Origin of the sequence: Streptomyces sp. NPDC047841 (assembly GCF_040704085.1) — a bacterium.
Taxonomy (GTDB): domain Bacteria; phylum Actinomycetota; class Actinomycetes; order Streptomycetales; family Streptomycetaceae; genus Streptomyces; species Streptomyces argyrophylli.
This window is the reverse complement of sequence record NZ_JBEYRP010000003.1, coordinates 62,777-81,396: the sequence shown is the minus strand read 5'-3', so window position 1 is coordinate 81,396 and position 18,620 is coordinate 62,777. Positions and strand designations below refer to the sequence as shown.

The following is an 18,620-nucleotide window of genomic DNA, read 5'->3' as shown; positions in this document are numbered from 1 at the left end:
CACCCATGTCCCTCGTGTCCGGCCGCGCCGTACGCACGGCCGCCGTGCTGCTGCCCGCCGCGGTCGCCGCGGCCCACATCGGCCCGGCGGCCACCTGGCTCCCGGGCGTACGGCTGCCGCTCTTCCCCGGGCTCGCCGGTACCGGTCCCGGCAGGCACATCGCGCTCACCTTCGACGACGGACCCGACCCGGCGTCGACCCCGCGCTTCCTCGAAGCGCTCGACGAGCTCGGGGTGCGGGCCACGTTCTTCGTCCTCGGCGAGCAGGCGGTCCGCCATCCCGCGCTGGTCCGCGAGACGGTACGGCGCGGGCACGAGCTCGGCGTGCACGGCTGGACCCACGACCGGCCCTGGTGGCCGGCGTTCGCCCGGGACGCCGAGGAGGTCGCCCGGACCGTCCGCGCGGTGCACGGCCTCACCGGCCACCGCCCCCGGTGGTACCGCCCGCCGTACGGCATCCTCACCACGAGCCGCTGGCTGGCCGCCCGGCGGGCCGGACTGCGCACGGTGCTGTGGTCGGCCTGGGGCAGGGACTGGACCGCCGACGCGACAGCCGCGTCCGTTCGGGCCCGGGTCGCCGCGGACCTGCGCGGCGGCGGCACCGTCCTGCTCCACGACTCCGACCGCCACGCGGCCCCCGGCTGCTGGCGGGCGACCCTGGCCGCGCTGCCGCCGGTCGTCCTGGACTGCCGGGAGGCGGGGTGGACGGTGGGACCCCTGCGCGACCACGGGACGGTTCCGGTTCCGGTCCACTGCGGGGCGCCGGCGCCGGCCGGGCTGGTGGGGGAGTGACGAGGGCCTCCGGGGGCCGGGAGAACGGTTCGGCCGTTCCGGTGAGCTGACCGCGGGATGCCCGGCGAGCACGGGCCGGCTCCGCCGCCGACGTGGAGGCCGGCCCGCCCCGGGTGCGGTCCCAGCCCGCGGTGTGCGCGCCGGGCGCGCTCACGCACCCGTCGCCAGGTCCGTCACGCGGTCCAGCGCGTCCGTCCGGAACAGGGCGCGCCCACGGGCCACCCGGTCCGTGCGTTCCCGGGTGTGCTCCCCGAGCCGCCCGAGTGCCGCCAGCAGCGCGGGGGCGTCCGGGGCCGGTTCGGACAGGCCCAGCTCGGTCATGCGGCGCACGCCGTCCGTGCCGTGGCCGGGGAGCGGACGGTGGGCGATCACGGGCAGGCCCGCGGCGAGGGCCTGGACGGCGGTCTGGCCGGCCGCGTTGTCCACCAGGGCGTAGCACGCGCCCAGCAGGCCCGGCATGTCGTCGACCCAGCCCAGGACCAGCGCCGCCGGCTCCCGGGAGACCCGGGCACGCAGCCGCTCGTTGCGGCCGCACAGCACCACCGGCAGATAGCCGGCCGCCGCCAGCAGCCGGGCGGTGGCGGCCGGGCGGGACGCCGCGCCCCAGGCGCCGGCGGACAGCAGCACCGGGGGCCGGCCGGGCGCCCGCCGGGCGAACCGCTCCCGCCAGCGGGCCTCCCCGGCGGCCGGCGCGCGGAAGGCGGGCGCGACCACCGGGCCGGTCGTGACCACCGGCACGGTCAGATACCGGCGTACGTCCGCCGCCGCCGCGTCCGTGAGGCACAGATACCGGTCGTTGCCCGGATGCAGCCACTGCCGGTGCACCGCGAAGTCCAGCAGGAACACGGCGCTCGGCACCCGCAGCCCGCCCCGCTCCCGCAGATGCCCGGTCAGCTGCGCGGCCAGGTGGAAGACGGACACCACCACGTCGGCGCCCGTCCGGTCCACCAGCTCCGTCAGCCGGTCCCCGGCCAGCCGGGCGAGCGGCACCCCGCTGGGCCGCCGGCCGGGCCCGCCGCGCAGGAACGCGCCGTAGACCCCGCCGTACAGCCAGGGCAGGTGCCGTACCGACGCCTGGTAGCCGCGGCGCAGCCCCGTGCCCAGGCCGTACGGCAGCAGCGCCAGCACGTCGGCCACCCGGGCCTCGTGGCCCCGGCCGGCCGCCCGCCGCGCCAGCTCGGCGGCCACGGTGTCGTGACCGGCTCCCATGCTCGCGCTCAGGATCAGCATGCGCCGCCGGCCGTCCGGCGCGTCCTCGGTGGTAGGCACGGAGTCCGATTCTCCGCCGCCGTGCCGCGCAAACCGCACCGCCGGCCGTGTCGCCGGCCGGACGCTCACCCGTGCGCAGCAGCGCGCCGGGCCGGGGCCCGCCCTCCGGCTGCGAGTCGCGCGGCGCGTGCCAGGCTGGATGAATCGGCACGGGAGAGCGTGTGGTGGGCGGCGAGCGGCGGGAGGAGCCGTGAGGCGGTTGCGGCGCGGCCTGCACCGCGCGTGGCGGTGGCTGCGGGTCCAGGCCCTGATCGAGCACGGCCGGGAACTGGAGCTGATGCACCGGGCCATGGGCTTCGCCACCCTGGCGCTGGTCACGCTGGCCCCGCTGCTGATCGTGGTCGCCGCGGCCGATCCGCTGGTACGGGGCGGCTTCGCCTCCTGGCTCACCGACGGCATGGGCCTGTCCGGCCGGTCCGCCCACGTCATCACCGACGTCATCAGCCCCCCGCGCAAGGTCATCGGCACCACCAGCGTGTGGAGCGGCGTCCTGCTCGCCGTGTTCGGCATCTCCTTCGGCGGCAGCGTGCAGAACGCCTACGAGCGGATCTGGGGACTGGCCTCCGGGCCCTGGCACCGGGTGTGGCGGCAGGCGACCTGGCTGGTGGTGCTGACGGCGTACCTCTACCAGGAGGTCGCGACGAAGTCGACGCTGTACGGGACGCAGCGGATCGCGTTCTCCGCGCTGAGCGGCGTGCTGTTCTTCTGGTGGGGGCAGCGCTTCCTGCTCGGCGGGCAGATCCACTGGCGCTCACTTCTGCCCGGCGCGCTCGCCACGGTCGTCGGCCTGGCCGGCCTGCGCGCCTTCTCCTACCTCGTCTTCACCCCGCTCATCGTCACCAACGCCCTGAGCTACGGCGCCGTCGGCACCGTGCTCGTCGTCGAGTCCTGGCTCATCGGCGTCGGCTTCGTCATCTACGGCGGTGCCCTGTTCGGCCGCTGGTTCACCCAGCACCACTGGGTGCCGTCCCACCACCACGACGAGCCGGCTCCGCCGGACGGCGAGGAGGAGTGCTAGGCCAGCTGCCGGCGGACCAGTTCGTGCAGTCGGCCCCCGGTGTCCGCGAGCAGTTCGGCCGGGGTGCCCTGCTGGACGACCTTGCCGTCCTCCATCACGATGACCCGGTCGGCGTCCATGACGGTCGACAACCGGTGGGCGATGACGATCCGGGTGGCGTTCAGCTTGCGGGTGCTGTCGATGACGACGCGCTGGGTGTCGTTGTCCAGGGCGCTGGTCGCCTCGTCGAAGAAGAGGATGCGCGGGCGCCTGATGAGGGCCTGGGCGATCATCAGGCGCTGCCGCTGGCCGCCGGAGATCGCGCCGCTGCCCGCGACGATCGTGTGCAGCCCCATCGGCATCCGCTGGATGTCCTCGGCGAGCCCCGCCAGCTCGGCCGCCGCCATCGCCTCCTCCGGCGTGTACGGCTCGGTGCCGCAGATGACGTCCATGATCGAGCCGGTGAACGGCTGCGCGTGCTGGAGGACGACCCCGCACTGGCGGCGCACCGCGGACTGGTCGAGCGCCGCCAGGTCCTGCCCGTCGTACAGGACGCTGCCGGAGACCGGCCGGTCGAAGCCGATGAGCAGGCGCAGCAGCGTGGACTTGCCGCAGCCGCTCGGGCCGACGACCGCCACGAACTCGCCCGGCCGTACGGCGAAGGACACGTCGTCCAGCACGAGCGGGCCGTCGTCGGCGTACCGGAAGGACAGCCGGCGGGCCTCCACCGCGCCGGACAGCGGGCCGGGGCGGGTGCTCGCCGTGCGCACCTCGGGCGTGGCCTCCAGCACCGGCTTGATCTCCTCGAACAGCGGCAGTGCCGCCACCGCCGACACGAACGCGCCGGTCAGCTGGGTGACCGAGGTCAGCACCATGGTCACCGACGTGCTGAAGGCGAGGAAGTCCGCCGCCGACATCGCCCCCCTGGCCGGGCCCGCCAGCAGCATGAACATCAGCAGGGTGCACACCGGCAGGTAGACCGCGCCGAGGACCGTGGTGAGGTTCTTGATCCGGCCGGCCTTCTGCTGGAGCTCCCGGCTGTGCGCGAACTGGCGCGCCCAGGCCGCGTAGGCGTAGTTCTCGGCCGCCGCCACCCGCAGCTTCGGCAGCCCGCGCAGGGTCTGGAACGCCTGGTTGTTCAGCTTGTTGCCGAGCACCACCAGGCGCCGCTGCCAGCGCACCTGCCACAGCCCGAGCCCGCCGAACACCGCCGCGATGACGACGAGCATCCCGATCGCGGCCGTCGCCATCGCCGGGCTGTACCAGAAGAGCAGGGCGAGGTTCATCGTGCCGACGGTCACCGACTGGGCGACGACCGGTCCGACGCCCGCCAGCAGCCGGCGGATCGTGCTGATGCCCATCGCGGCGCTGGCCAGCTCACCCGTGGAGCGCTGGGTGAAGAAACGGGTGGGCAGCCGCAGCAGCCGGTCCCAGACGGCGGGTTGCAGCGCCGCCTCGATCCGGCCCTCGAGGCGCAGGATGGACAGGTTCTCCAGCAGCGTGAACGCCGCCGCGACCACCCCGCTCACCATGACCGCCAGACACACCTGGACGATCAGGTCCTCCCGCGCCCTCGGCACGTACTCGCCGAGCACTTTGCCGGTCGCGATCGGCACCAGCGCGCCGATCGCCACCGTCACCAGCCCCGCGAGGAGCAGGTTCAGCAGGTCGGCGCGGGTGCCGCGCAGGCTGAACCGCAGCAGCCCGAGCGGCCCGAGCCGCTTGTCGGGCAGCGGCCGGTAGAACATCACCGCGCGCGGCTCGAACTCCTCCGCGTTCGCCTTCTCCACGGGTGTCTCGCGCCCCGTGCCGGGGTGGACGGCGACGTAGCCGCCGCGCCGCCACAGCAGCGCGACCGGTGCCCCGGACAGCGCCCGGTGGCCGACGAGCGGGCCCACGTTCTCCCGCCACCAGCGCCCGTCCAGCCGGACGGCCCGCGTGCGGACCCGGGAGGCCAGCGCCACCCGCTCCACCGGGTCCAGCCGGTCGCTTTCCGTGCCGCTCTGCGCGGGCTCGGCCAGCCGGATGCCGGCCGCCCCGGCGACCAGCTTGCAGGCCGCGTAGGTGGCGTCGGCGTCGGCGGCGGTCGTACGGCGCGAGGAGCGCTTGCCGATGGAGGCCAGCAGGGTCCGGTCGGCCTGCGCGCGCACGGCCTCACCGGCCTTGATGCCGGCGGCCGTCCGCGTCTCGTGGGTGCGCTCCAGCTGCTCGATCCACCGGTCGAGCGCGGTCAGCAGCCGGTACTGCTGGTCCACCATGCTCTGCCACAGCGCCGGGTCCACCAGCAGATCGGCGGCGGCCTCCGCGCCGTACAGCGAGCCGTACTGCACGCTGCCCGGCGGGACCTGCATCCAGAACACGTCGTCGTCCGCGGGGGCCGCCGCCCGCTCCTCGGCCAGCGGGGCCTGGAAGAGGACGGACAGGCCGCGGCCGACACCGAGGGCGAGCGCGTACTCCAGCGGGCTCGACGTCGGCGGCACGTACTGCGGGGTGCCGTACTCGTCGTACGACCAGGTCTGGGTCTGCGCCGGCTGGTACAGCTCGCGCAGGTTGACGCGGTGCACCACGCAGTCCCGGACCGGCCGGGCCACCAGGGTGTGCTGGGGGCCGGCGACCGGGCCGAGCAGCAGCGTGCCCGCCTCCAGCCGGCCGAGGTGGTGCCAGTGGCCCTGCTGGGCGGCGTCCACCGCGTACAGGTCCAGGGCCCCGGCCGCGACCAGCCACAGCACCTGCGGACCCTCCAGGTCCAGGCGGCCCGTACCGGCGCAGTCGAGCCGCGTGCCGAGCGAGCCGAGCGCGCCCAGGACGAGGTCGCCTTCGTCTACGGAGGTCATCTCACCGCTCCCTGACCAGCGCCGCGTACGCGCCGCCGCGCGCCACCAGCTCCCCGTGCCGCCCGCGCTCCACGACCGTGCCGTGCTGGAGGACGACGATCTCGTCGCTGTCGCGGACCGTGCTCAGCCGGTGCGCGATCACCACGCAGGCGCAGCCGCGCCGCCGCAGGTTGTCCATCACGACCTGCTCGGTCTCCGCGTCCAGCGCGCTGGTCACCTCGTCCAGCACGAGGATGCTCGGCCGGCGCACCAGCGCCCGCGCGATCTCCAGGCGCTGGCGCTGCCCGCCGGAGAAGTTCCGGCCGTCCTGCTCGACCCTGCTGTGGATGCCGCCGGGCCGGCGCATCACCACGTCGTACAGCGCCGCGTCCTTCAGCGCCTCCACCACGGCCTCGTCCGGGATCGACGGGTCCCACAGGGCCACGTTGTCGCGGACCGAGCCCTCGAAGAGGAAGACGTCCTGGTCGACGAAGGAGACGGAGGCGGCGAGCGCGCCGCGCGGGATGTCCTCCAGCCGGCGGCCGTCGATGCGGATCACCCCGTCCCACGGCGTGTACAGCCCCGAGATCAGCCGGGAGACCGTGGACTTGCCGCTGCCCGAGCCGCCCACCAGCGCCACCTGCTGTCCGGGGCCGACGGTCAGGTCGAACCCGGTCAGCAGCGGCTGGTCCAGCGGGCTGTAGCCGAAGGTGACGTTCTCCAGCTCGACGTGCCCGTGCAGCCGCCGGGTCGAGTCGCCGCCGCCGGGGCGGGAGTAGAGCGGGTCGGCCTGGAAGTTCTCCACGTCCTTCAGCCGGGCCACGTCGGCCGCGAAGTCCTGGATGCGGCCCGCCACGCCGTTGAGCCGGGTCAGCGGCGCGGTGAACCGGGTGACCAGCGCCTGGAAGGCGACCAGCAGACCGACCGAGATGTGCCCCTCGACCGCGCGCATCCCGCCGATCCACAGGATGAGCGCGCTGTTGAAGGTGGCGAGCGTCGGCGCGACCACGCCGAGCCAGGCGCTCGGCACACCGAGCCGCTGCTGCTCCTCCAGCGTGGTGGCGTGCTGCCCGGCCCACTTGCGGAAGTAGCCGTCCTCGCCGCCGGTCGCCTTGAGCGTCTCGATCAGCTGCAGGCCGGTGTACGACGTGTTGGTCAGCCGCGCGGTGTCCGCGCGCAGCTTCGCCGTCCGGGTCGCGCGCAGCCGTACGACGAGCCGCATGGCGACCACGTTCAGCAGGGCCACGCCGATGCCGACGAAGGTCAGCTGCGGGTCGTAGGTGTAGAGCAGGACCGCGTAGAGGACGACCACGATCGCGTCGACGCCGGCCGCCGCGAGGTCGCGGGCCAGGGTCTCGGCGACCTGGTCGTTGGACTGCAGGCGCTGCACCAGGTCGGCGGGGGAGCGCTGGGCGAAGAACGTCACCGGCAGCCGCAGCAGATGGCGCAGGAAGCGGGCGCTGGAGAGGGTGGAGGAGATGATCCGGCCGTGCAGCAGGTTGGCCTGCTGGAGCCAGGTCAGCACCAGCGTGAGCAGCACACAGGCGGCCATCGAGGCGAACAGGACGCCCAGCAGCGAGGTCTGCCCGCCGATGAGGAACATGTCGATGTAGGTGCGGCTGAGCGCGGGTACGGCCGCGCCGACCGCCACCAGCAGCAGGCTGGCCAGCACGGCGGCGGGCAGCGTGCCCGCGGTGCCGCGCAGCCGGGCCGGCATCGCGCCGAGCACACCGGGTCTGCGGCCGCCCCTGGTGAAGCCCTCGCCGGGTTCCAGCACCAGCACGACACCGGTGAAGCTGCCGTCGAACTCCTCCATGGGCACGAAACGGCGGCCCTTGGCGGGGTCGTTGACGTACACCCCGCGCCGGCCGAAGCGGCGGCCCATGCCGTCGTAGACGACGTAGTGGTTGAACTCCCAGAAGAGGATGGCCGGGGCCCGCACCTCGGCGAGGGCCGCCAGGTCCATCTGCATGCCCTTGGCGGTCAGGCCGTAAGCGCGGGCCGCCTTCAGCAGGTTGGAGGCGCGGGAGCCGTCGCGGGAGACACCGCAGGCGATGCGCAGCTCCTCCAGCGGGACGTGCCGGCCGTAGTGGCCGAGCACCATCGCGAGGGAGGCGGCGCCGCACTCGACGGCCTCCATCTGGAGGACGGTGGACGTACGGACCGTGCCGGTACGGGACGTGGGGACCGGGCGCTTGGCGGGGGCCGCGCGTCTGCGGCCTCGGGTCTCCTGGGCGGTGGTCACGGGAGCAGCCAATCGACGGGATGCTGGTCGGCGAGCCGGACGGAGCCGGTGGCGAGCGTCATGGAGTCGAGCCGGAACGGCGGTCCGTCCTTGGACGACCAGCGGTAACCGCTCCTGGTCGAGGAGGACGCGGCCAGTTCCACCAGGACGGCCACCGGACGGCCCTTGCGGGTGAACTGCTCGCCTAGCTGGCTGTCGCCGAGGAACGCGGAGATCGACTGGGCGGACTGCGCCGTGCGGTCCACCGACTTCACCTCGCCGCGCAGCACGCCGTACCGCTGCGTCGGTACGGAGGACACGGTCAGGTCGACCGGGGCGTGCGCCGGGATGGCGGCGGCGTTCTCGGCCGGTACGTACACGGTCGCGTACAGCGGGTCGGAGGCGTGGGCGACCTTCTCGACCGCGGCGACGTCGGTGCCGGTCCGGACGATCTGGCCGAGGGTGGCGGCGAGCGTGGTGACGCGTCCGGCGGCGACCGTCCGCACCACGGTGTCGCCGTTGCCCGTACGGACCTTGAGCAGGGGCGCGTTCGCGGGCAGCCGCTGGCCCTGCCGGGCGAGGACGGCCGTCACCTGTCCGGCCACCGGGCTCTGCAGCACGTAGCTGCCCTGCCCGTGGGTGAGGACGGCGGGCGCGCTCACGGTGGAGGCGACCGAGCCGGTCACCGCCCAGACGGAGGCGGCGGCCATGACGACGAGGGTGACCCCGAGCGCGAGCCAGCCCTGCGGGCGGGCCAGCCGCACCGGGAGGTCCAGCTCCTCCGGCGACTGGAGCCTGGCGAGGGCCTGTTGGCGGAACTGCACGGAACTTCCCTCACCTGTGGGAGAGACGCGGGTGTTTCAGGGCACCGATGAGCCCCGGAGCCGTGGGACGGCTCCGGGACGTCGGTCACACCGGGGGTGCGATCAGAGACCGGCGACCAGGCCGTTGACCGGGGCGACGTTCAGGCCGGAGACGCCCTCGACGGTGCCGACGACCGTGTTGACCAGGCCGGTGACGCCCGGGGCCACCGCGTTCACGGTGCCCAGGGTGCTGTTGAGGGTGTTCACGGACAGACCGCCGGAGACGTTGTCCAGCTCGGCGTCCGAGATCTCGACGGTCTCGACCTGGGGGGTGGAGTTCATGATGGAACTTCCCTTCATATGGATATCTCACAAGGGGGGAGCGGCCCCCTCTGGGGACAGACGGACGGCCGCGGCCGCAGGCGCCGGGCACCCGTTTCCGGAGGCCCGCCGGACCCCCGCGGTGCGATGGATCAAAGCACGCACGCGGGCCGCGCTTCCAATCAACCACGGCTCCCACCTGGGGATTTGCGGCATGAGAGGGGTCCAACCGTGCAGGTGTGCGCACGGCATGTCGGCGACTCCTTCACATGCCGCACGGCATCGTCGCGCCGGGTGCCTTGCCCCTGGGATCGCGAATCCGGCACTCCTCGCCAAAGACGTGCCGGGGGGCGCGCGGATGTGCAGATCTCCGTGCGGCCGTGACGCGGCTGGGTATTCGGTGTGCAGATTCCCTGAAGGGTGGATTCCGCTTCGCGTTCGCAGCCGAGCGTTACTGATCGGTTGCTGACCGTGTCTGTGCGGAACCGTGTCAGCCGACGCGGTGTCAGCCGGCGTCATGTTGGGCTGACGGGGCATCCGCCGGCTATGCGTCGGCCGGCGTCGTGTCAGCCGAGGATCGCGTAGACCGTGTTCGCCCGGGCCGCCAGCGCGCCCGAGGCGGCGTCGCTCAGCGTGACGTCCGCGAAGGCCATCCGGCGGCCCAGTTTGGTGAGCACCGCCTCGATCAGGACATCCGCGCCGCTCACCGCCCGCTGGAACGAGGTCGACTGATGCACCGTCGTCATCGGCACGAATGCTGACCGTGTCGGTGCGGGACCGTGTCAGCCGACGCGGTGTCAGCGGCGTCCTGTGGGCTGACGGGCGTCGGCCGGCGTCGTGTCAGCCGAGGATCGCGTAGACCGTGTTCGCCCGGGCCGCCAGCGCGCCCGAGGCGGCGTCGCTCAGCGTGACGTCCGCGAAGGCCATCCGGCGGCCCAGTTTGGTGAGCACCGCCTCGATCAGGACGTCCGCGCCGCTCACCGCCCGCTGGAACGAGGTCGACTGCTGCACCGTCGTCATCGGCACGAACCCGCCCCGGGCGGCCGAGATGGCGATCACCGTCGCCGTGTCGGCCGCCGCCATCAGCGCCTGTCCCGACAGCCCGCCGCCCTCCCGCGCCAGCCGGTCCGACCAGGGCAGACGCAGCACGGCCCGGTCCTCGCCCACCGCTTCGACGGACAGGCCCAGATCGAGTACCCAGGGGGCGAAGTTGGCGGCGAGGATCTTGCCGGCATCGACGGTGGTCATCGTCATAGGGGGGATTGTTCCCCGGCCGCCCGCCACGGCACGCGGAGCACGGCCGGATCCCCGCGCCGGTGCGACCGCGCGGAAGCGGAATTGAACACACCGCGCGGCCGGTGCGTACGTACGGCCATCCAGGCGCCCCGGTACGCACCCGATACGCACTGCCCGTGAGCGGCAGACCCCGTGGAGGTCGAGAAGTTTGAGTCACAAGCGAATGCCCAAGCGCAAGGCCGCGATAGCGGTGGGCGGTGTCGCGGCGCTCGGGGCGGCGGCCCTCCTGCTGCCCAACGCCAACGCCTCCCAGGACCAGGACGACACGACCGCGGGCGGCACGGCGGACGTGAAGACCCTGAAGGCCACGGACGCCTCGGGCCTTGCCGGCCGGCTCCAGAAGGTCCTCGGCGACGCCTTCGCCGGGTCGTACTACGACAGCGGCAAGCAGCAGCTCGTCGTCAACGTCGTCAGCGGCGACGACAACGTCATCGTGCAGGCGAAGAAGGCCGGAGCGGTGGTCCGCAAGGTCGACAACAGCGCCGCCGAACTCCAGGCCGCCGCACGGACGCTGAAGGCCAGGGCGACCATCCCCGGCACCTCCTGGGCCGTCGACCCGCGCACCAACAAGGTCCAGGTCACCGCCGACTCCACCGTGACCGGCGCCGACTGGAACAGGCTCCGGTCGGCGGTGCGCGGCCTCGGCACCGGCATGGCGACCCTGAAGAAGTCCTCCGGCACCTTCAAGACCCTCGTCTCCGGCGGCGACGCCATCTTCTCCCAGGTACAGGGCGGCGGCGTCCGCTGCTCCCTCGGCTTCAACGTCACCGCCTCCGACGGCAGCCCCGCGTTCCTGACGGCCGGTCACTGCGGGGTCGCCGCCAAGCAGTGGTCCGACTCCGCGACCGGGCAGCCCATCGCCACCGTCGACCAGGCGACCTTCCCCGGCGAGGGCGACTTCTCCCTCGTCAAGTACGACGACCCGAACACCCAGGCGCCCAGCGAGGTCAACGCCGGCAACGGCCAGACCGTCCAGATCAAGCAGGCCGCCGACGCCACCGTCGGTGAGGCCGTGTTCCGGATGGGCTCCACCACCGGGTTGCACGACGGCCAGGTCACCGGCCTCGACGCCACCGTCAACTTCCAGAGCGAGACCGACCCGAACGGCGTCGACACCGTCACCGGCCTCATCCAGACCGACGTCTGCGCCGAGGCCGGCGACAGCGGCGGCTCCCTGTTCACCCAGGACGGCAGCGCCCTCGGCCTCACCTCCGGTGGCAGCGGCGACTGCACCAGCGGCGGTGAGACCTTCTTCCAGCCGGTGACCACCGCCCTCCAGGCCACCGGCGCGACGCTCGGCGACGGCGGCGCCGGCGCTGGCGGTGGCAATGGAGCGGGCGACCAGGCGGGCGCCGGTGACCAGGCCGGTGCCGGCGGTGACCAGATCGGCGGCGCCGATCCGTCCGGTGCCGGCGCGGCCGACGACGGGTCGTCGTCCCCCACCGGCTCCCACTGACCCGCCCTCCCGCTGACGGTCCGGCCCTCCGGCGGGAGGGCCGGACCGGTCGCGTGTCAGCCGTCGTCGCGTGCGCGCAGCAGCAGCACCGCGACGTCGTCCACCCGCCCCCGGGCCCCCGCGCTGTGCCGGACCACCTCGTCCGCCAGGCTCTCCAGCGGCTGGTCGCCGATCTCCGCGAGCAGCCCGCCGAGGCCGACCAGCGCGTCCTCGATGTCGATGCCCGGGGACTCCACCAGGCCGTCGGTGTACAGCAGGAGCACCGAGCCGGGGACCAGGGCGACCTCGGTCGTCGGATACCGGGCCGAGGCGTCGATCCCGAGGAGCGGGCCCCCGGCCAGGTCCAGCACCCGCACCCGTCCGTCCGGCCGGCGCAGCAGCGGCGGCGGATGACCCGCCCGCGCCATGACGGCCCGCCCGCGCGCCGGGTCCAGCCGCAGATACAGACAGCTGGCGAACAGTTCGGAACCGAGGTCGATGAGCAGCCGGTTGGTGCTGCTCATCACCTCGTGCGGGGCCTGCCCCACCGTGGTGTACGCGCGGACCCCGGTGCGGATCTGGCCCATCAGGCCGGCCGCGGTCACGTTGTGCCCCTGGACGTCACCGATCACCGCCGCCGCCAGCGGCCGGGTCGGCACCAGGTCGTAGAAGTCGCCGCCGATCTCCATGCCGTGGGTGGCGGGCAGATAGCGGGCCGCCGCCTCGATGCCGGGCGGGGGCGCCAGCGAGTGCGGCAGCAGCGCCTGTTGCAGGCCGTGCGCGAGGCGGTGCTTGGCGTCGTAGAGCAGGGCCCGCTCCAGGGCCTGTGCGATCAGCCCGCCGAGCGAGGTCAGCACCGCCCGCTCGTCGGCGGGGAAGACGTGCGGCGCGCTGTAGGCCAGCACACAGGTGCCGACCGGCCGCCCGGACGCGATCAGCGGCAGGTACGCCCAGGCCGCGAAACCGTCGGGGGTGTGGTGCCGGCTCGGATACAGCCGTTCCAGCTGCTCGCGGGAGTCGAAGAAGGCGGGCACGCCGTTGCTCAGGACGTGCGTGCCCGGGGTGCGCTCGGACAGCGGCAGCCCGTCGAACCGTTCCACGACGTGCGGGTCCCGATAGCCCCGGTGCCCCAGCACGTGCAGCCGCCCGCCTTGCGCCCGCAGCAGCGCCAGCGCCTGGCTGCCGACGGCCGGGACCACCTCGTCCCACACCAGCTGCACCACGTCCCGCACCCCGGCCGCCACGGTCAGCGCGCCCGCCAGACTCAGCAGCTGGGAGATCGTCACGAGCCGGGACGGCCCCGGGCCCGCCTGCGGGGCCACGCCCGTCATCTCCGCCACCGCCCGGGCGCGGGTGACGCGCACGCTCAGCCCGGTCGTGCTCGGATACATCCGGAACGACAGCCACTCACCGGGCGGGCGCAGCGCCACGAACGACGTCACCTGCTGGCTCATCAGCGCCGCCCGGTAACGGTCCTCGTACATCGGGTCGTTCAGCCAGGGCACCGACACCCAGGGCACCGTGCCCAGCAGTTCCCCGGCGGGCAGGCCGAGCAGTTCGGCGGCGGCCGCGTTCAGGAAGCCGATGCGGCCGCGCAGATCCAGGGAGACCAGTCCGTACGGCAGCCGGGACACCATCCGCGCGGCCTCGACCGAGCCCAGCGTTTCCGCCACGAACGACGCCGGTGCCGCGAGCACGTCCGGCTCGTTCCCGGGGGGGCGGTCCTCCCGCGCGGCCCGTTCCAGCCGCAGCGCCAGCTCTGCGCAGGCCGCCGTCAGATGCTCCCGCTCCCGGTCCGACAGCTCCGCGCGCGTGCCCGGCCAGGTCACGAACACCGCGCCGTACACCGTGCGCTCCGTCGCCACGGGCGCGGCGGCCAGCGCGAACGGGTACGGCAGCACCACCGAGATCCTCGGGTAGCTGCGGGCCATCTCCGCCTCGCCGCCCACCCACACCAGCCGTCTCTCCCGCGCAGCGTCCGCGACCGGGATCGGCGCGCTCAGCCCGACCCGCTCCCACGGGGCCGCGAAGGCGCGGGGCATGCCCGCCATGACCGCCATCTCCAGGACCGTCTCGTCGGGCCTGAGCAGGTAGACGGCGCCGGAGTGCGCCTGCACCCGCTCCAGCAGGGTGGCCAGCGCCAGCGACAGCACCGGCTGCCGGGCCGGCGCCGTGCCGGCCGCCGGTGCCCGTCCCGGCTCCGGCCCGTCGGACACGCCGACCACCTCCTCGTACGGCCGCGCGTCGCATCCCGGCCACAAGACTCCCTCGCGGCGGCGCCCCGCGCACGGTGAACGCTCACGGGGCTCCCTCCGCGCCCGCGCGGACCGGATGGCTCCGAATACCCCGCCCGGCCTTCTCCATGCGCCGGCGCGTAAGGGGAGGGTCGGCCGCGGACGAAGGGGCGGACGTGCCGCGGACGGGAGAACGGCGGGCGAGCGTGCCGTTCCGAGGGACCGGCCGGCGTTCCGGGGCGGCGCCCGGCGGTGGGCGGGAAGCACGGGTGGTGTTCGGGCTTCTTGTGTGCGCCCCCGCCGCGCCCGGATGGCCGAAATGATGCGCATCGGCACCGGTTCTAGCCCCGCGCGGTGCCCGAGCGGTCGCGTGCGGGGCGGCGGGACGGGTGACCGCCGGGCGTGTCGGCGGTGGGCCGGTGCGGCGCGCCGCGCGTGTCGCCGCCGTCGCCCTGCGGCGCCCGCGGTCCCCGCTGGCCGAATCATCACCCCTGATCAGGGGCAGTCCGGCCACCGGGTCTCACGGAGGGGCGGCACACCGGCCCGTGTGCGGGCGCGGCCCGCACGACCCGGCCTCCGGCGATCGATGACAGATTTTCTGCGTGTGCTCGGTTTGCGGGGGAGACGCCGGGGCACACGCGGGGGCGACGAACCGGCCGGGGGTCTCGTGTGCGCGGAGGCCCGGCGCAGTGGCCGGACAGTGACGCAAAAGCACCGCCAGAGTACTCTCCGTTCGACTTCAGGGGGTTGCTTGTGTGTGACTCGCCGTGAAGACTGTGGCCGAGTTCCATCGAAACGAAGGTGTCTCGGGGTACGCATCATGCCAATCGTGGGGCGGCACGCGCTGCGACTGCGTATTCTCACACCTCACTAGCCGGGAGGGTCCCGCGTGAGCCTGCGCGGGAGCTATCGCCGAGGGGGATCTGTTATGTCGGATCGGCGCGCCGCACGACAGCGCTCGCTACGGGGCCGTGGCCGGCCGCGCAGCGGCCACGTCCTACGCCGGATGTGCTGAGGACGCGCCACATGTCCGGGGGCCGCGCCGCACGGGCGGAGACCTCGTCGCCGGTGCCGGGCCTGCCCCGCTCGGGCTGAGGCCCACCCCACGGGTCGCGGGGGCCGGGTCCCGCCACGCGGGCCGAGACCTCGTCGCAGACGCGGAGGGTCCCCGGCCCACCCGGACACCAGTCCGACGGCGGCCGATGCCGCCGCGCCCGAGGAGGACACGGGGGTCACGCTCTACCCGTCTTCCCGTCCGGATGTCCCGCAGGCGGGGGCGCAGCCGTGCCCCGAACCCGCCCGGCCTGTGGCCGGCGGCGGTCCACGGCCTTCCCTGCACGCATGACTCCTCCATGCCCGCACGCGCCAGCAAGGAGACAAGGTGATCAGCAAGCAACCGACGGGCGAACGGCTCCTCCTGGAGGAGTTACCCGACCGCTGGCGTGGCTTACGCGAGGCCGGGCCGGTGCGGTACGACGAGACGCAGGGCGTCTTCCAGGCGCTGGACCACGAGACCGTCGCCACCGTGCTCGCCGATCCGGCGACGTACTCCTCCGACATGTCCTCCCTCGCACCCACCCAGTCCGACTTCGAGACCTTCCGGCAGGGCAACTTCGTCGGCATGGACCCGCCGGAGCACCGCAAGCTCCGCGCCCTGGTGAGCCAGGCGTTCACCCCCCGGGTGGTCCAGGGGCTCGGCCCCCGCATCGAGGCCGTCACCGCCCGGCTGCTGGACGCCGTCGCCGACCGCGACCGGTTCGACCTGGTCGACGCGCTGGCCTATCCGCTGCCGATCATCGTCATCGCCGAACTGCTCGGCATCCCGGCGCAGGAACACCGCCTCTTCCAGGAGTGGGCGAGCGTGCTGTTCGGCGGCGACCAGCTCGGCGAGGCGCCCGACATGGCCGACCTGGAACGGGCACTGGAGGCCATCGCGCCCACCGTGCGCGAGATGAACGGCTACATGCTCGACCACATCCGTGCCCGCCGCGCCGACCCCGGTGACGACCTGACCAGCAGACTCATCGCCGCCGAGGTGGACGGCGTCCGCCTCGCCGACCAGGAGATGGTCGGCTTCGTGGCCCTGCTGCTGGTCGCCGGGCACATCACCACCACCGCGCTGCTGGGCAACGCCGTCGTCACCTTCGACCGGCACCCCGGCACGAGCGCCGCGCTGCGCGCCGACCCCGCGCGGATCCCGGCCGCCGTCGAGGAGGTGCTGCGCTGGCTGCCCCCGTTCCCGGAGCTGGGCCGCCGCGTCACCCGGCCCGTGGTCCTCGGCGGCCACGAGATCGCGGCCGACACCCTGCTCATGGCCCATCTGGGCGCCGCCAACCGGGACCCCGCCCGTTTCCAGGCGCCCGACGTCTTCGACGTGACCCGGCACCCCAACCCGCATCTGACCTTCGGGCACGGCATCCACTTCTGTTTCGGCGCGCCCCTGGCCCGGCTGGAGGCGCGGATCGCCCTGCGGATGTTGCATGAACGATTCCGCATGCTGGCGATCCCCTCCTACGAGGACATCGCCTACCAGAATCCGGCCGTGATCATCGGCGTGCGGCACCTGCCCGTCGAGGTCCGCAGACCGTAGCCCGAGCGCGCGCAGCGCACCGGCCGGCCCCGTCCCCGCTCGGACACGGGCCCCGACCGGCACACCCGCACATGAGACCCATCCAACGGGAGTCCCCTTCTCATGCCGTACACCATCCCCACCGCTCCGGCCGCCTCCCGGACGCCGTCCCTGTTACGCCGGGAGATACAGGACCGCCTCGAAGCCCTCGCCCGTGCCCACCGGGTGCCCGGCGCCCAACTGGCCCTGGACACCGGCACGGACGTCATCTCCGTGCACACCGGTACCGCCGACGTCACGACCGGCAGCCCCTTCACCGAGGACACGGCGGTCCCGCTGGGCTCGCTCACGAAGCCCTGCACCGCGGCGCTCGTCATGCTCCTGGCCGACGACGGCGACCTGGACCTGGACGAACCCGCCGCCGCCCACCTCCCCGAGCTCGGCGCCGTACCGGACGTGACGATACGTCAGCTCCTGAGCCACACCGGCGGTCTGCCGACCGGACCGGACTCGGACACCGCCGCCGCGACCACCGCCCCCCGCTATCTCGCCGCCGTGTGCACCACCCGCGACACGCTGTTCCCGCCGGGGACCGACTTCTCCTACTCCAACGCCGGCTACGTCGCCGCCGGACGCCTGGTGGAGACCGTCACCGGCATGCCCTGGCACGAGGCGGTGAGTGCGCTGCTCCTCGAACCCCTCGGCGTCACGCCCGCGTTCATCGGCGACCCCGCGCCCGGTCGTCCCACGGCCATCGGGCACGCCGTCAACTCCGCGACCGGGCAGACCCGTCCGGCCCGGCAGAACCTGGCACCACTGGAGGCGCCGGCCGGAGCGCTGCTCGCGAGCGCCCGGGACCTCGTCGCGTTCGGCAACGCCCTGACCGGCCGCGCGGACCTGCTGCCGCCCGCCGTCGCCAAGGAGATGCGCCGCCCCGAGACCGCCGCCCGGCCGGGCACGCTGGCCGACGGCTGGAGCCCCGGGCTCGCCCTCTACGAGCGGGACGAGCGCGTCTGGTGCGGGCACGACGGCAACGCCCAGGGCACGTCCTGCCATCTGCGGGCCGACCCGGAGAGCGGGGTGGTGGTCGCCTTCACGGGCAACGCCGGGGGTGCCACCGCGCTGTGGCGCGACCTCACGGAGGAACTGGGCCGGCTGACCGGCGTACGGGTGCCCACCGGCACCCCGGTCGCAGACCGGGGGCGTCCCGTCGCCCTGCCCGAGTGCGCCGGCACCTACCGCAACGGCACCACGACCTATCACATCGCGCCCGGCCCCGACGGCTCGCCTGCCCTGTCGGTGGACGGTGACCTGCCCCTGCCGCTGGTCTGCTACGCCGACCTCTCCTGCGACCTGGTCGATCCCGGCACCGGGCGCCTGGAGCCCGGGGGCCGCTTCCACCGGGATCCGGCCACCGGAAGGATCGAACGGGTGCAGATCTCCGGCCGCACGGCCCGCCGCACCGACCCTGACTGAGCACGGGTGCCCACCGGTCGGGGGCCGTGGTGCCGCTTCCGCCGCACCGCGCCGGTGCCCTGGCCCACTGGGGCCCCGGCCGTGAGGCGACGGTGCCGGTTCCGGTCCGGCCGCTGATCCGGTGGCCGGCTCGGGCCTGCCCCCGCCCGGTCCGGGTTCCTCCCGGTGGCCTGACGACCGCCGGTCGCCGGGACCGGCGGCCGGCACCGGCCGGGCGGCGCCCCCGAGCGCGCCCTCCGCTCACCCCGGAGCACGCGACCAGCCGGCCCCGGCACGCCGTACCGCACCGCCCCGCCCGCACCCCCGGTGTGTCCCCCCGAGCCCACGCACGGCCCCCCGGTGGGGCCGGGATCGTCCGCGCCGCATCGTCCCGCTCTCCAAAGGACTTCACC

At 74.2% G+C, this 18,620-nt stretch carries 12 protein-coding genes and 1 pseudogene; 5 read left to right on the top strand and 8 right to left on the bottom strand.

Translation table 11 applies throughout. The features are described 5' to 3' along the window. Positions 1–5: 5 nt before the first annotated feature. Complete coding sequence (locus tag AB0947_RS04950) at positions 6–791, top strand: polysaccharide deacetylase family protein (RefSeq protein WP_366748842.1); 786 nt, start codon at positions 6–8, stop codon at positions 789–791. 150 nt (positions 792–941) lie between these two features. Here the strand turns inward: AB0947_RS04950 and AB0947_RS04945 are convergent, their stop codons facing one another. Further along, the gene (locus AB0947_RS04945) at positions 942–2,060 is read right to left on the bottom strand and encodes a galactosyldiacylglycerol synthase (protein ID WP_366748841.1); all 1,119 of its coding nucleotides are present in this window, start codon (positions 2,058–2,060) and stop codon (positions 942–944) included. 190 nt (positions 2,061–2,250) lie between these two features. Here AB0947_RS04945 and AB0947_RS04940 point away from each other — a divergent pair, with 190 nt between their 5' ends. Next, positions 2,251–3,078, top strand: a complete 828-nt coding sequence (locus AB0947_RS04940; protein WP_366748840.1) for a ribonuclease BN — start codon at positions 2,251–2,253, stop codon at positions 3,076–3,078. Here the strand turns inward: AB0947_RS04940 and AB0947_RS04935 are convergent. From AB0947_RS04935 to AB0947_RS04910, 6 genes and pseudogenes are all read right to left on the bottom strand, one after another. After that, complete coding sequence (locus AB0947_RS04935) at positions 3,075–5,891, bottom strand: NHLP bacteriocin export ABC transporter permease/ATPase subunit (protein ID WP_366748839.1); 2,817 nt, start codon at positions 5,889–5,891, stop codon at positions 3,075–3,077. The two genes, AB0947_RS04940 and AB0947_RS04935, sit on opposite strands and share 4 nt — an antisense overlap. Position 5,892: 1 nt before the next feature. After that, positions 5,893–8,115 carry an NHLP family bacteriocin export ABC transporter peptidase/permease/ATPase subunit gene (locus tag AB0947_RS04930; protein ID WP_366748838.1) on the bottom strand — a complete coding sequence of 741 codons (2,223 nt, stop codon included), beginning with the start codon at positions 8,113–8,115 and terminating at the stop codon, positions 5,893–5,895. Further along, positions 8,112–8,918 carry an HlyD family efflux transporter periplasmic adaptor subunit gene (locus AB0947_RS04925; RefSeq protein WP_366748837.1) on the bottom strand — a complete coding sequence of 269 codons (807 nt, stop codon included), beginning with the start codon at positions 8,916–8,918 and terminating at the stop codon, positions 8,112–8,114. The genes AB0947_RS04930 and AB0947_RS04925 overlap by 4 nt, the downstream gene beginning before the upstream one ends. A gap of 102 nt (positions 8,919–9,020) precedes the next feature. Then, complete coding sequence (locus AB0947_RS04920; protein ID WP_014676668.1) at positions 9,021–9,239, bottom strand: hypothetical protein; 219 nt, start codon at positions 9,237–9,239, stop codon at positions 9,021–9,023. 545 nt (positions 9,240–9,784) lie between these two features. Then, positions 9,785–9,973 (bottom strand): annotated as a pseudogene (locus AB0947_RS04915) (hotdog domain-containing protein); the annotation flags it as partial. An 85-nt stretch (positions 9,974–10,058) separates the two neighbouring features. Continuing rightward, on the bottom strand, positions 10,059–10,472 hold the full coding sequence (locus tag AB0947_RS04910; protein WP_366748836.1) for a PaaI family thioesterase: 414 nt from the start codon (positions 10,470–10,472) through the stop codon (positions 10,059–10,061). Positions 10,473–10,677: 205 nt separating this feature from the next. On the opposite strand from AB0947_RS04910, the gene AB0947_RS04905 reads away from it, so the two are divergent. After that, a complete protein-coding gene (locus tag AB0947_RS04905) occupies positions 10,678–11,970 on the top strand; it encodes a S1 family peptidase (protein WP_366749173.1) in 1,293 nt (430 codons plus the stop codon). 56 nt (positions 11,971–12,026) lie between these two features. On the opposite strand, the gene AB0947_RS04900 is transcribed toward AB0947_RS04905, so the two are convergent. Then, positions 12,027–14,165, bottom strand: coding sequence for a SpoIIE family protein phosphatase (locus AB0947_RS04900; RefSeq protein ID WP_366748835.1), 2,139 nt, complete (start codon positions 14,163–14,165; stop codon positions 12,027–12,029). 1,399 nt (positions 14,166–15,564) lie between these two features. Here AB0947_RS04900 and AB0947_RS04895 point away from each other — a divergent pair. Both AB0947_RS04895 and AB0947_RS04890 read left to right on the top strand, forming a co-directional pair. After that, positions 15,565–16,773, top strand: a complete 1,209-nt coding sequence (locus AB0947_RS04895) for a cytochrome P450 (RefSeq protein ID WP_366748834.1) — start codon at positions 15,565–15,567, stop codon at positions 16,771–16,773. 102 nt (positions 16,774–16,875) lie between these two features. Beyond that, complete coding sequence (locus tag AB0947_RS04890; protein WP_366748833.1) at positions 16,876–18,228, top strand: serine hydrolase domain-containing protein; 1,353 nt, start codon at positions 16,876–16,878, stop codon at positions 18,226–18,228. The last annotated feature ends 392 nt before the right edge of the window (positions 18,229–18,620 follow it).